Here is a 13586-nt window from a genome sequence, read left to right as displayed (position 1 = left end):
CGAGGAGCCCCCGATGCCGCTGAATCTCTCGAAGGTCGGCTACACGACCCAGCCCAGCGCGTTCACCTTCAACTGGAAGACCCTGGCCACCTACGCGCTCGGGATCGGCGCCAAGCGCGAGGAGCTCGAGTACCTGTACGAGGGCACGCCGGGAGGCATGAAGGTCTACCCCACGTTCGGCGTGATCCCCTCCCAGGGGACCGTGTTCGAGGCGCTCGAGGTGGCCGGGGCCGAGCTGGCGCTCATCGTCCACGGAGGGCAGACGCTCCGGGTGCACCGCCCGCTCCCGACGAGCGGGACGCTGTTCACGACCGCCACGCTGGCGGCCATCTACGACCTCAAGAAGTTCGCGCAGGTGATCGTCGAGACGAAGACCACGCTCAACGACGAGCCGCTCTTCGACACGGTGTGGTCGATCATCGTGCGCGGCGTCGGTGGCTTCGGCGGGCCGCGCCCGCCGCACGCCGAGTCGGAGGCCCCCGTGCCGAAGGACCGCGAGCCCGACTGGGTCGTCGAGCAGGCGACGGCGCCCGAGCAGGCGCTGCTTTACCGGCTCTCGGGCGACGAGAACCCGCTGCACGCCGATCCGGAGGTCGCTGCGAAGGCGAGCTTCACGCAGGGCCCCATCCTGCACGGCCTCTGCACGTACGGCTTCGCGGCGCGCGCGATCATCCAGAAGGCGGCGGGCGGCGACGCGAGCCGGCTGCGGGCGTACGGCGCGCAGTTCCGCAAGCCGGTGTGGCCGGGCGACACCCTCATCACGCGGGGCTGGGCGCTGGCCGGCGGCAAGGTCGCGGTGGTCACCTCTGTCAAGGATCGCCCCGATCCGGTGCTCACGAGCGCGTGGGCGGAGATCGGCTGACGGCCGGCGCGGTCGCGTGCTAAGGGCCGAGGCCCGGATCAGGGAAGCGTTATGAGCAAGAAGACCGAGAAGGACAGGGCCAAGGACGACGAGGACCTCGACGAGGCCGGGTCGACCGACGAAGGCAACGACGACGGCGAGGAGGAAGAGGCGAAGGCCACCGCGGTCCGCGGCCGTGGCCACGGCCACGCGCACGACGACGACGACGCAGAGGACGACGGCGCCGAGCCGGAAGATCCGTACTGGTGGGCGCCGCACGCCGTGCTCAGCGCGCTCGTGCTGATCGGGCTCCTCGGCTTCTTCGGCATGTTCAACAAGACGCCGCTCGCCCGCCTCGCGGCCCCCGTCGCCCCGGAGCCCGACGAGCACGAGCACGCGACCGCCGCCGCTCCGCCGCCCGCTCCCACGCCCCGCCCGGCGCAGTCGGCGCAGGCGCCGAGGGAGATGTTCGGCGCGAAGCACCTGCTCGTCATGTACAAGGGGAGCCGCCGAGCGCCCCCGACCATCGAGCGCACGAAGGACGAAGCCAAGGCCCGCGCGACCGAGGCCATGACGAAGGCCAAGGCCGATCCGAGCAAGTTCGCGGACGTCGTGAAGGCGTACTCGGACGAGCCGGGGGCGGACAAGCGCGGCGGGGACCTCGGCAAGTTCCCGAAGGGCGCGATGGTCCCGGAGTTCCAGGCGGGCCTCGAGAAGATCAAGGTCGGCCAGGTGAGCGACCTCGTCGAGACGGCGTTCGGCTACCACGTCATCCTCCGCACGCAGTGAGCGCGCGGCGCCGCCGGGGCCGCGGCGCCGCAGCGTCGCGAGCCCCGGGCGGCTCGACCCCTCCCGCTGCGGTCAGCGCGCCGGCGCGCTGACGAGCTTCTTCAGCCTCGCCGTCTTCTCTTCCTTGGTCAGCGTCAGCTTGGCGTGCTCGTCGGCCGTCATGCCGTTGCGGAGCACGCGGGCCTCGTCGCCGATGCCGTAGACGGTCTTGTCGGCGCGCGCGAAAATCCACTCGGTCGCGGAGCCCTCGCCGTCCTTGTTCATGAGGCGGACCGAGCCGTCGCCGATGCCCTTCTCCCTGGCCGCGCCCGGCAGCTTCGCCAGCGTCGACACCACGTCCTTGGCCTGGTCGACGTCGTCGCGCACGACCGCGACCACCCGGTAGCGCTTGTCGACCTCCTTGTAGTAGCCGAACGCGCCGGGCCCAGCGCCATCCACCCCGAGCACGTCCTTGGTCTCGTAGCGGATCCCGAGCTGGATCATGTTGTCCCTGGGCAGCGCCGCCGCGGCAGGCGGCAGCGACGGCTCGCCGGGCAGCTTCGCGCCCATCTCCTTCACGAGCCCGGGCAGGACCTTCTCGCTCGACGACTTGAGCGCCGCCTCGGCCAGCGCCTCGTCGTTGTAGGTGATCTCGGCGAGGTACTGCCCGCGCCAGAGGTACGCGTTCCCGACCCCCATCGCGGCCGCGCCGCCCCCCTCGATCACGCGGGGCGTCGCCTCGTCGGCGGGGTCACCGTCGCCCACGGTGCGCTTCGTGAACATCCCGTAAGCGCCCTCCGTGGATCCGAATTTCGAGAGGTGGACGTCGACGGTCGCGGAGCCGCCCTCGCCGCTCACGTACCGCGCCTCGACCACCCGCCGCACGCCGAATCCCTTGTAGATCTCGCACTCCCCGTCGAACATGTCGCAGATGCTGTCGAGCGGCAGGGGCGCCGATTCTCCGAACGTCTTCTCCCCGCCGTTCGGGTCGAGGCAGAACCCGCCCGTCGTGCGCGGGAAGAACGGCGCGCTCGCCGCGTCGCTGATCGTCCCTCCGCCGCCAGCGCAGGCGGCCGGCTTCGCGGCCGGCGGAGGCGGCGGCGGCGCGCCGAGGGGCTCTTCCTTCTTGCTGCAGCCCGAAGACAGCGCGGCCACGAGCGCGCCGGCGAGCAGCGCGCAGCTCCGCGCCCGGGAGCGCGACGGCCTCCCGGGGCACGCGCGCGTCGCGCGAGTCGCGCGGGTCGCAGCTGACACGCTGTGGTCCAATGGGCCTCTCGGTGAACACCTTTCGGGCGGGAATCGCATGGCCTGTTCGCCTTGCACCTTTTTTCATAGCGCCGCAATCGTTAGCGCCCGCGGCGAATCGCTTTGAGAGATTCACCATGAAGTTCCATGGCTTAGCGCCCCCCGCCGAGGGCATGCAGCTTGCCTTTGCCGATCCTTTGGTGCGTCCTCCCTCCTGTTCGCGACCTCCTCCTCGTGATTCCGATCGACCGCGGGCCTGCTCTCCGGGGCAGCGCGCGCTGCGCCGCCGTGGCGCGCGCGGCTTCACCCTGCCGGAGCTGCTCGCGGTGGTGGTCCTCATCGGCATCCTGGCCGCCGCGGCGTCGCCGAGCTTCGTGAGCGGCATGCGCGATCGCCGCGTGAACCGCACCGCGATGGAGATCAGCGGCATCTACCGGCTCGCGCGCTACCAGGCGATCGGGCGCGGGGCGGCGGTCCTCGTGCGGTGGACCGCCTCGACAGGCGTGTTCCAGGTGCGGCAGGCAAACGTCGACAACATCGCCGCCGGCTCTCTGATCGCGACGAGCTGCCTCAGCGTCGCCAACTGGATGGACCCGGCCCTGACCGAGCCGGTCACGACGCTCCAGACCATGGGCATCGAGCTGGCGGCGATGCAGCTGCTCGATCCCGCCGGCGCGGCGCGCGACGACGCCGACGTCTGCTTCACGCCGCGGGGGCGGACGTTCGTCCGCTACGACCCCGCCGGGGCGTTCGCGCCGCTGCTCGGCGCGCTCCGGGTGAACGTGACCAACACAAGGACCGGCCTCCAGCGCTCGGTCTTCGTCCCGCCGAACGGCGTCGCGAGGCTCGGGCTGTGAGCGCGGCGCGTGCGAGGAGGGCGGCGAGCCGCGGCTACACGCTCATCGAGGTCATGGCGGCGCTCGGCGTGCTCGCGATCGGCGCCACCGGGGTGCTCGCGCTGCAGAAGGCGACGCTCATCAGCAACACGAACGCGCGCAACCTCGCGATCGCCAACAGCATCGCCATGACCTGGGCAGAGCGGCTGCGGGTGGACGCGCTCCAGTGGAACCAGCCCCTGACCGACCCCAACACCGACCTCGGTACCGACACCGCCTGGCTCGCGCTCAGCACCACCGCCCCGTTCACGACGGTGACCCCCACGGAGATCATCGCGCTCGGGTCGCCGAGCGCCGACGTGCTCGGGGCCGACATCTACCCGGGCGACACGTCGGCGTCCGCGTTCTGCACGCACGTGCGCTTCCGCCAGTTCACCGATCCCGTGTCGGGCACGCGGATCTGGGACAGCCTCATCCGCGCCGAGATCCGCGTCGTCTGGGAGCGCAGCGGGAACCCGATCAACTGCACGATCATCACCCCGTTCGACGTCGACACGGACCCGGGGCGCTTCGGCGCGGTCTACCTGACGACCGGCGTGCTCCGGAACACGAGCGAGCGATGAAGACGACCCGACACATCATCCACCACCCCGCGCGCGCGCGGGCCTCAGGACAGCGAGGCTTCACGCTCGTGGAGCTGCTCGTGGCGATGGCCGCCGGCCTCGTCGTGTCGCTGGCGGCCTTCCTGCTCTCGAAGAACGCGACGCGCTTCTTCCAGAACGAGGCGAGGGCCTCCGCCTCGCACCTCGCGGCGACGATCGGGCTGAACCGGCTCACCGCGGACCTGCAGCGCGCGGCCTACCTCTCGTCGCCCAACATCCTCCAGGACCCGGAGGTCTGTCAGGTCCCGCCCTCGCCGGTCGGCCTGAGGCGCCTCGCCGGGATCTCGATCCTGCGTCAAGGGTCGGAGTTCCTCCACGGGTCGGAGCTCAGCCAGAGCTCGGTGGCCAACGACCTGCATCCTGACTCCATCATCATCGGCGGCAGCTTGAACAGCACCGAGCTGTTCGAGTTCAGGAAGATCAGCGATGAGACGGGCGACTGGGTCGTCGAGCTCAACCCGAACAGCACCGCCGTGCAGCGCACGCTCGCGCGCGCGCAGGGCGGCGGGCAGAGCCTGACCCAGATCTTCGCCCCTCACCGCTTCCTGCGCATCATGGTCCGCGGTCAGGAGAAGTTCCTATATGGCGTCATCGATCAGGTCAACGTGATCGGCAATCCGCCCATCCAGATCTCCATCCTGCTGAAGGCTGATCCCGGCCTGCCGACGCTGGTCGGGCTCGCCGATTGTGGCGTGACCCCCGGCGGCTCCACCGGCGACGGAGGATGGGTGAACGTCGTCTCCCGCGTCCGCTACGACATCCGGAGCCTCTACAACAAGGGGACGGCCTACGACGCTCTCGTGGCGCCCGTCACGCCGGCGCTCACCGGCGACAACGGCCGCACCGAGCTCGTGCGGGTCGAGCTCGACGAGAACGATCAGGAGCTCCCGGACACGCTCGAGCTCATCGCGGAGTACGCCGTCGATCTGAAGTTCGGGATCTCCGTCGCAACGCAGGGCGCCGTGCCCGGAGTGACCAATCCGCAGATCACGCGGTTTCCCATCATGGCGACCGACAACGCGCTCGTGTACACCAACGCCGCCGCGAACGACCAGCCAGGGGCCAATCCGGAGCGCGTGCGGTCGGTCCAGGTCCGGCTCTCGACCCGCACCCGGGCGCCCGATCGCGACGTCGGCCTCCCCGTCCCCGTGGGCCCGGATGGCCGCAGGCTCAGGTTCCTGATCCCCGGCATCGCCGCGGGCGCCAACACCTATGGGAACACGGCGCCCTCCGGATCGCCGCCGGTCTACGCCCGGATGCGCACGCTCTACGCCGACATCGCGCTCCCCAACCAGGCCTACGTCCCATGGTGAACACAAGCATCGCCCGGTCCCGACGGCGCTCCCGCGAGCGGGGCGCCGCCGTCTTCATCGTCGTGCTGGTCATCACGATGCTCACCGCGATCGGCCTGTTCGCGGCCCACGCGGCCACGCTGTCGACCATCGCCAGCGGCCACGAGCGCCGGATGACGCAGACCCACTATCTCACCGAGTACGCGATGCAGCTCGCGATCGCCGAGATCGAGCAGAAGGGAGGCCTGGAGATGATCCCCAGGTCGACGAGCTGCTCGGTCATCACCGACGCGTGCTGGCCGCTCCTGCCGCACACGTTCGACGCGACAGAGCCGCTCCTGGAGCCGCCCGCGGCCGGCCCGCCGGAGACGCCCGGGAGCCTTGGTCGCGCCGACGTCCAGTGGATCGCCAAGGTGGAGATCACTGATAAGATAAGGCCTGCGATAGGGAACCGCGCCGGCAGCGACATGGGCGGCCCGAACCCGGTGAGCGTCGATTACTGCACGGTCACCATGAGCGCGCGGCTCATCGCCTGGCCCGGCGGCTCCGCCATCGCGACGGCGGGCAGCCAGGAATCCATGTCCGTCGTTGCCGATATCCTCTGCTCGAAGTGACGAACCGGAGCGCACGATGCGAAACCTGACGAAGGTCCTTGTCACCATGAGCTCCGCGGCGACGCTCGGCCTCGTCGCGGGGCGCGCACGCGCGCAGGCCATGGATGTGGAGCCGCCGCTGCCCAACGTGCTCTTGCTTGTCGACACGTCGGGCTCGATGGAGAACACGGTGGCGGGCGGGGAGCCGGACTGCAACCCAGGCACTCCCCCCGCCTCCGAGGCCCTGAAGAGCCGCTGGATGAAGCTCGTCGAGTCGCTCACGGGCCCGATCCAGGACTTCAGCTGCGTCGCGCAGCCCCGCACGAGCACCGCGTTCGTCAACGAGTTCAGCCTCGGGGGAGAGCCGCCCTACGACAGGAACTACTACATCCCGTTCCATCGCATGATCTCGGGCCACTGCACGAAGGGCCCGGGGGCGACCTACGATCTGGTGGGAGAGCATCGCTGGGACAACGCGGCCACTCCTTGTACGACGCCGTTCACGCAGCTCAACTCCGGCTTGCTCGACGTCTATCAGGATCGGATCCGGTTCTCGCTCATGACGTTCGACACGCTCCCCGACGCGAGCACCGGGCTCCTCTCCGGGGCTCCCGATCCCGTGGGCGGCATCGAGGGGATGTGGAGCTACTTCCTCGGGTTCGAGACCGGCGCAGGATACCCGGCGCGGGGCAACCCGCCCGCCTGCGCTCCCGCGGACATGGAGGTCGGCGCCAGGAACCCGTCCGCACCGCTCTGGGAAGGGCCGCTCATCCCCTTCCCGACCTACACAGCGGACACCACCGAGATCCGCAGCGTGAACGAGAGCATCCAGAACGCGCTCATCGCGATGCGCCCCTACGGCGCGACGCCGCTCGCCGGGATGCTGTCCGACGCGCGCGACTACATCCTGAACGAGGCCTCGACATGGGAGAGTCGGCCGCTCGGGCCGCGCGACGATCCGTTCATCAGCGGCGGCTGCCGCAAGACCTCGATCGTGCTCATCTCCGACGGCGAGCCGAACCTCGACCTGCGCCCGACCTGCACACAGGGCACCGGCCCCGGCCCCGATGGGACGGGCTGTCCCTACGAGGAGCCGCACGTCCTCGCCCAGTCGCTCAACTCCCACGTCAACCCGAACCGGCGCGTGCCTACCTATACCGTCGGGTTCGGCCTTACCACCCAGGCGCGGCAGGAGCTCGGCGATCCGACATTCAATTGCGCGACGATCTCCAGCGCTGATTTCCTGCCCGCCGGGCGCTGCGACAACGCCGCTGGCGCGGTCAAGGCGTGCTGCACGCTCTCGCGCATCGCCATCGAGGGCGGGACCGACCGCGGCTATTTCCCGGACGACGCCAACGAGCTCTCCGCGGTGATGTCGCGGATCTTCGCGCAGATCGCCGCGAACTCGACGAGCCGCACCCTCCCCGTCTTCGCCAATGCGACCACGACCGCGAACAACGGCAGCACCGACGAGGGGGTCGCCTACCAGTTCGCCTCCTCGTTCAGCCCGCCGCCGGACGGCTCGCTCTGGAGCGGCAACCTCGAGCGCAAGCGCTTCGTCTGCGAGGCCGTGAGCGGCGTCATGACGACGCAGCTGAAGGACATCGACCCCGGCAAGGGCGATGACTTCGCGGCCAACGTCAACTCGAACACCGGGCAACCGCGGCAGTTCTTCACCGTGATCGGCGAGCTGGACACCACCGCGCAGCGCATCTGGTCGAGCCGAAGCATCCGCCCCGCCACCGTCGCCACGGACGGGCTGGGCAGCTACACGGGCACGGTGACCGGCAGCGGCGCGCCCGCGCAGGCGACGGCGTTCGCGACCGATCTCTCCAGCGCGTCCCGCGCGCTCGACCTCGATCCCAGCGCGGCCGTCCCGCCGCAGTGCTCGGGCGGGCTGCAGGCGACCAACGCCGCGGACTGCGCCCGGCGCCTCATCGAGTGGGAGGTCGGCGCGCCGATGCCCTCGGGCGTCGCCTCCCGCGAGGGCAACGTGCTCGGCAGCATCTATCACTCCACGCCGGTCGTCGTGGGGCCGCCGAACGACTACATCCCCGACGAGTCCTACCGGGCCTTCGCGGAGCACCCCGATCAGGCGACCCGGCCGCTCGTGCTCTACACGGCGACGACCGACGGGCAGCTGCACGCCTTCCAGGTGACCGCGGCGACCGCGTCGGACGCGCTCAAGGTGGACAAGGTCGAGAACAACGAGCTCTGGTCGTTCCTGCCGCCTCACGTGCTCCCCCGGTTGCTCGCGACGTTCAACCAGCAATCGCTGCTGCTCGACGGCGCGCCCGTCGTGAAGAACGTCGTCTTCGAGCGCACGTCGGCGCAGGTGAGCAGCGCCAACGCGACGTGGAACACCGTGCTCCTCGCCAGCGGCGGCGCGGGCGGCAGCTTCTACTACGCGCTCGACGTGACGAACCCGAAGGCGCCGCGGTTCCTCTGGCAGCTGTCCACCGACGACGCCGGCACCCCGCTGTTCGGCGAGGCGACGCCGACGCCGGCGATCGGCATGGTGGAGATGCAGGACGGCGGTCACATCAAGGAGATCGCGGTCGCCATCCTGCCCGGCGGCTCCGCCCCGCTCGATACGAGCCAGCCCGCGTGCAACCGGAAGAACACGGCGCACCCGCTCTTCTATCCGACGGGCACCCTGGCGGTCCGCGACTCGGTCCGGTGCTGGGGCAGCGCGGGCACCGGCGGCCCCGTCGGCCCGGCGCGCTCGCTCACGATCGTCCGGCTGGACACGGGCGAGATCCTCCGCACGTTCCGCGGCCTCCCCTCCGAGGCCCCGGCCGGGATCGCCTCGCGGACCACGGAGGTCGACTTCGACTCGCCGATCACCGGCGTCCCCGTGCCGTTCCCGGCGGGCGTCGGCGAGGTCGCCGAGCGCATCTACGTCGGCGACGCCGACGGGACGCTCTGGCGCGTCAGCCTGACGAGCACCAACCCGGACAACTGGACCGTGGACCTCGCCTGGGACGCGTACTCGTTCCCGACCGACAGCGCGGCGAGCAGCCAGCCGATCCAGACGACGCCGATCGTGAGCACCGATCCGCTCGGCAACAAGGTCATCCTGTTCTCCACCGGCGATCAGGAGGCGTTCACGGCGAGCGGCGCCATCGAGACGCGGGTCTGGTCGATCACCGAGCGACCGCACAACACCAGCCTCCGGTTCAGCGAGAACTGGGTCGTCCCCTTCACGGGCGGCCAGCGCGTGACCGGGCCCATCTCCCTCTTCAACGGCTGCGCGTACTTCGCGACGTTCACGCCCGTCGCGCCCGGGACCTACGCGTGCGCGGACGGGCGCGGCGCCATCTGGGGCGTCGACTACCTGCTCGGCAACACGGACTCGCCCGCGCTCCCGAACGGCTGCCTCGTCGTCGATCCGCTCGCGCCTCCGGAGCGCTTCGAGCTGCAGTCGCCGGGCACCATCGTCTTCGGCGTGGCCGTGACCCAGAAGCCGACCTGCGTGGATACGGAGAACTACACCGATCCGTACTTCGGCCCGCAGACGATCGTCCGGCACTCCACCCCGCCCGAGTACCAGCTCGTGTTCCACACCGGCGCCGCCGGCGACGCGGACGCCCAGGGGGGCGCGACGCGAACGAGCACGAGGACGCTGCAGCGGCCGCGCAAGGTCGTTAAGATCGACTCGTGGGCCACCCTCATCGAATGACGCGAGCCAGCCTGTCGCGCGCCGGCGGCGCGCTCGCCGCGCTCGTCGCGTGCGCTTCGGCCGCGCCCGCCTGCCGCAGCGACGCCGGCACGTCGGCGCCGGCGCCGCAGGCGAGCGAGGCCGCGGCGCCGAAGCCGCCGGTCGACCAGGCGCTGCCGGGCGAGCTCGCCGAGGGGACCGAGCAGGCGTTCGGCCTGCCCATCCCGCGCCGCATGAAGGTGCGCGCGCGCTTCGCCGATGCCGTCTTCGCCGTCGGGGAAATCCCTGCCGAACGGGTGGCGAACTACGTGCGCACGCGCGTCCTCGCCGGAAATGTCGAGACCGGGCCTGCGAAGACGATCTTCTCGCGCGCCACCGTGAAGAGCGCGCCGCAGCGGATGATCCGGATCGAGGTCGTCTCGCGCGCGCACGTCTCGGAGCTCGTCATCCGCGACGAGACCCGGGCGCCCGCGGAGCAGGGCCTGTCGGTCGAGGAGCGCTGGCGCCGCAGCGGGCTCACGCCGGACGGCAGGGTGATCGATCCCACCCGCCTCGAGTGAGCGCGGCGGCGGCGGCCTCGACCTCCAGCGCCGCGGGGCCGCTGCGCCAGTCGGCGCCAGTCGACATCTCCGACCTTTCGAAGTAGATCGCGGCCGTGTCGACCAAGCCGCTCCCCACCGCTCCGCTCCGAAGGACGCCGCTCTACGACGAGCACATCAAGCTCGGCGGCCGCATGGTCCCGTTCGCCGGCTGGGAGATGCCAGTCCAGTACAAAGGCGTCACCGAAGAGCACAAGGCGGTGCGCACCGCCGCCGGGCTGTTCGACGTCTCGCACATGGGCGAGATCATCCTGAGCGGCGAGCACTCCGGACAGGTGGTCGACTACCTCGTCACGAACGACGTGAAGAAGCTGGAGGACGGACACGCGCTCTACACGTGCGCGTGCAACGAGGCCGGAACGATCCTCGACGACCTCATCGTGTACCGGATCGACGCGCGGCAGTGGCTCATCGTCTGCAACGCGTCGAACCGCGACAAGATCGCCGCCCACATCCGGGGCGCGGCGCAGGGCCACTGCAGCTTCGAGGACGCGTCGGATCGCACGGCGATGATGGCGCTCCAGGGGCCGAAGGCGCTGGACATCATCGCGCTCGCGGGCGGTGACGGCCCCGCGCTGCGCGAGCTCGCGCCGTTCCACTTCCGCGACGCGACGCTCGCCAACGTGCGCTGCACCGTGGCCCGCACCGGCTACACCGGCGAGGACGGCATCGAGATCTTCTGCTCGCCGTCCGACGCGCAGCGGCTCTGGCGCGCGCTCGTCGAGCTCGGCGGTCCGCTCGGCCTCGAGGCGACGGGCCTCGGCGCGCGCGACACGCTCCGCCTGGAGGCGCGCCTGTCGCTGTACGGCAACGACATCGACGAGACGACGAACCCCATCGAGGCGGGCCTCGGCTGGGTGGTGAAGCTCGACAAGGGCGATTTCGTGGGGCGCGCTGCGCTCCAGCGCATCAAGGACGAGGGCCCCGCGCGCAAGCTGGTCGGCTTCGAGATGACGGGGCGCGGCATCGCGCGCCACGGCTACCCGCTGCTCGACGTGAGCGGCGCGAAGGTCGGCGTCTGCACGAGCGGCAGCCCGGGGCCGACCGTCGGCAAGAACATCGGGCTCGGCTACCTGCCGGCGCCGATGGCGGCGGTAGGGACCGCCTTCCAGGTGGACTGCCGCGGGCGCTCGGTCGAGGCGGTCGTGGTCAAGACCCCGTTCTACAAGCGGGCCTGACCCGCGCCGAGGCGCGCCGCGGCGGGCCGATCCGAGCGACCGCACGCGGCGACCAGAGATCCAGGTTGGCAAAGGGAGAAGAAGTCACATGGCGAGCGACAATGTCCGAACGGACCGGCGGTACACGAAGGACCACGAGTGGGCCAAGCAGGAGAACGATCTCGTCGTGATCGGGATCACCGCCTTCGCGGTCGAGCAGCTCGGCGACATCACGCTGGTCAACCTCGACGTGAAGCCGGGCGACACGATCACCGCGGGCACGGCGTTCGGCACGATCGAGAGCGTCAAGACGCTGAGCGATCTGTTCGCGCCGGTGAGCGGCAAGATCCAGCGCGTGAACGCGGATCTCGAGAGCCGCCCCGAGCTCGTCAACGACGACTGCTACGGCAAGGCGTGGATGATCGAGGTCGTGCCCTCGGACCAGGGCGAGCTCGGCACGCTCATGGATCCCGACGCGTACACCGAGCTCCTGAAGACCGCGGCGCACTGAGCGCCGCGCCCCTCCGCGTTCCGCATCACCCTTCCCGTTTCCCGCTGCACAAGACCATGCGCTACCTGCCCCACACGCCCGAGGAAATCAGCGAGATGCTGCAGGCCGTCGGCCTGTCGTCGATCGAGGAGCTCTACAGCGCGATCCCGAAGGAGGCGCGCCTCACGCGCCCGCTCTCGATGGAGCCTTCGCTCGACGAGGCCTCGCTCATGCGGCACCTCGAGGAGCTCGCCCAGAAGAACCGCGCAGGGCGCATGCTCTCGTTCCTGGGGGCCGGCGCCTACGAGCACCATTTCCCGCCGGCCGCCGATCAGCTGCTGCTCCGCAGCGAGTTCTACACCGCCTACACGCCGTACCAGCCCGAGGTCTCCCAGGGCACGCTCCAGGTGATCTTCGAGTTCCAGACGATCGTGAGCGAGATCCTCGGGCTGCCGATCGCCAACGCGTCGATGTACGACGGCGCGAGCGCGCTCGCGGAGGCCGTGCTGATGGCCCGCCGGCTGACGGGGCGGGAGCGCACGGTCCTGTCCGGGGGCGTGCACCCCGACTACATCGGCACGGTCGAGACGTACGTGCACGGCATCGGGGCCGGCAAGGCGTCGCTGGTCGGGGTCGACGTCGGCCGCGACGGCACGGCGGATGTCGAGGCGCTGACGCGGGCGATCGACGAGACGACCGCCTGCGTGGTGGTCGGCTATCCGAATTTCTTCGGCGTCGTGGGCGACATCCGGAAGGTGGCCGAGGTGTGCCACCAGAAGGGCGCGCTGCTGATCACGGTCACGCTGGACCCGTACGCGCTCGCGCTGCTCGAGTCGCCGGGCGCGCTCGGCGCCGACATCGCGGTGGCGGAGGGCCAGCCGCTCGGGCTGCCGCCGCAGTACGGCGGCCCCAACGTCGGGCTGTTCGCGTGCCGGAACGACCGCAAGTACCTCCAGCAGGTGCCCGGCCGGCTGGTCGGTGAGACGGTCGACAAGCACGGGACCCGCGGGTACGTGCTGACGCTCGCGACGCGCGAGCAGCACATCCGCCGCGAGCGAGCGACGAGCAACATCTGCACGAACAGCGGCCTCTGCGCGACGGCGGTCACGATGCGGATGTGCATGCTCGGCAAGCGCGGGTTCGTGGAGGCGGCGAAGCAGTGCCTCGCGAAGGCCGAGCACCTGAAGCGGGAGATCGCGCGGCTCGACGGGTACTCGCTGCCGATGGCGGCGCCGACGTTCCACGAGTTCGTCGTGAAGGTCCGCGGCGGGGACGCGGGGAGGCTCACGCGGGCGCTGGCCGAGCAGGGGATCATCGCGGGGCTCGATCTCGGGCGGATCGACGCGCGGCGGCGGGACGAGCTGCTGGTCGCCGTGACCGAGCGGCACAGCCGCGCGGATCTCGATCGGCTCGTGGAGGGGCTCGCGGGGTTCACGGGCTGA

General features: G+C 70.7%; 12 protein-coding genes. 11 read left to right on the top strand and 1 reads right to left on the bottom strand.

All coding sequences use genetic code 11. From position 1 onward, the window contains the following. Window positions 1-13 precede the first annotated feature (13 nt). Together WME82_RS11310 and WME82_RS11305 are read left to right on the top strand one after the other, a co-directional pair. Window positions 14-862: a MaoC/PaaZ C-terminal domain-containing protein gene (locus WME82_RS11310; RefSeq protein WP_437745473.1), complete on the top strand. Its 849-nt coding sequence runs from the start codon at window positions 14-16 to the stop codon at window positions 860-862. A gap of 51 nt (window positions 863-913) precedes the next feature. Next, window positions 914-1630 carry a peptidylprolyl isomerase gene (locus WME82_RS11305; protein ID WP_438042838.1) on the top strand — a complete coding sequence of 239 codons (717 nt, stop codon included), beginning with the start codon at window positions 914-916 and terminating at the stop codon, window positions 1628-1630. 72 nt (window positions 1631-1702) lie between these two features. On the opposite strand, the gene WME82_RS11300 is transcribed toward WME82_RS11305, so the two are convergent. Then, on the bottom strand, window positions 1703-2863 hold the full coding sequence (locus tag WME82_RS11300; RefSeq protein WP_438042837.1) for a DUF6599 family protein: 1161 nt from the start codon (window positions 2861-2863) through the stop codon (window positions 1703-1705). A gap of 11 nt (window positions 2864-2874) precedes the next feature. Between WME82_RS11300 and WME82_RS11295 the strand changes: the two genes are divergently transcribed. From WME82_RS11295 to gcvPA, 9 genes are all read left to right on the top strand, one after another. After that, window positions 2875-3711 (top strand): pilus assembly FimT family protein, encoded by an 837-nt coding sequence (locus WME82_RS11295; RefSeq protein WP_438042836.1) that lies wholly within the window; start codon window positions 2875-2877, stop codon window positions 3709-3711. Continuing rightward, window positions 3708-4313, top strand: a complete 606-nt coding sequence (locus tag WME82_RS11290; protein ID WP_438042835.1) for a type IV pilus modification PilV family protein — start codon at window positions 3708-3710, stop codon at window positions 4311-4313. The genes WME82_RS11295 and WME82_RS11290 overlap by 4 nt, the downstream gene beginning before the upstream one ends. Next, window positions 4310-5665: a PilW family protein gene (locus tag WME82_RS11285; RefSeq protein WP_438042834.1), complete on the top strand. Its 1356-nt coding sequence runs from the start codon at window positions 4310-4312 to the stop codon at window positions 5663-5665. Before WME82_RS11290 ends, WME82_RS11285 begins: the two co-directional genes overlap by 4 nt. Continuing rightward, window positions 5659-6258, top strand: a complete 600-nt coding sequence (locus WME82_RS11280; protein WP_438042833.1) for a hypothetical protein — start codon at window positions 5659-5661, stop codon at window positions 6256-6258. The genes WME82_RS11285 and WME82_RS11280 overlap by 7 nt, the downstream gene beginning before the upstream one ends. Window positions 6259-6274: 16 nt before the next feature. After that, complete coding sequence (locus tag WME82_RS11275; RefSeq protein ID WP_438042832.1) at window positions 6275-9919, top strand: hypothetical protein; 3645 nt, start codon at window positions 6275-6277, stop codon at window positions 9917-9919. Then, a complete protein-coding gene (locus tag WME82_RS11270; protein ID WP_438042831.1) occupies window positions 9916-10458 on the top strand; it encodes a hypothetical protein in 543 nt (180 codons plus the stop codon). Before WME82_RS11275 ends, WME82_RS11270 begins: the two co-directional genes overlap by 4 nt. A gap of 95 nt (window positions 10459-10553) precedes the next feature. Further along, window positions 10554-11675: a glycine cleavage system aminomethyltransferase GcvT gene (gcvT, locus tag WME82_RS11265; RefSeq protein ID WP_438042830.1), complete on the top strand. Its 1122-nt coding sequence runs from the start codon at window positions 10554-10556 to the stop codon at window positions 11673-11675. Between the two features lie 88 nt (window positions 11676-11763). Beyond that, on the top strand, window positions 11764-12165 hold the full coding sequence (gene gcvH / locus WME82_RS11260) for a glycine cleavage system protein GcvH (RefSeq protein ID WP_438042829.1): 402 nt from the start codon (window positions 11764-11766) through the stop codon (window positions 12163-12165). A gap of 56 nt (window positions 12166-12221) precedes the next feature. Continuing rightward, a complete protein-coding gene (gene gcvPA / locus WME82_RS11255; RefSeq protein ID WP_438042828.1) occupies window positions 12222-13586 on the top strand; it encodes an aminomethyl-transferring glycine dehydrogenase subunit GcvPA in 1365 nt (454 codons plus the stop codon).

The organism is Sorangium sp. So ce128 (assembly GCF_051525245.1).
GTDB classification, from domain to species: Bacteria; Myxococcota_A; Polyangia; order Polyangiales; family Polyangiaceae; genus Sorangium; species Sorangium cellulosum_B.
The sequence above is the reverse complement of the archived record's forward strand: the minus strand, read 5'-3'. Positions and strand labels throughout refer to the sequence as shown.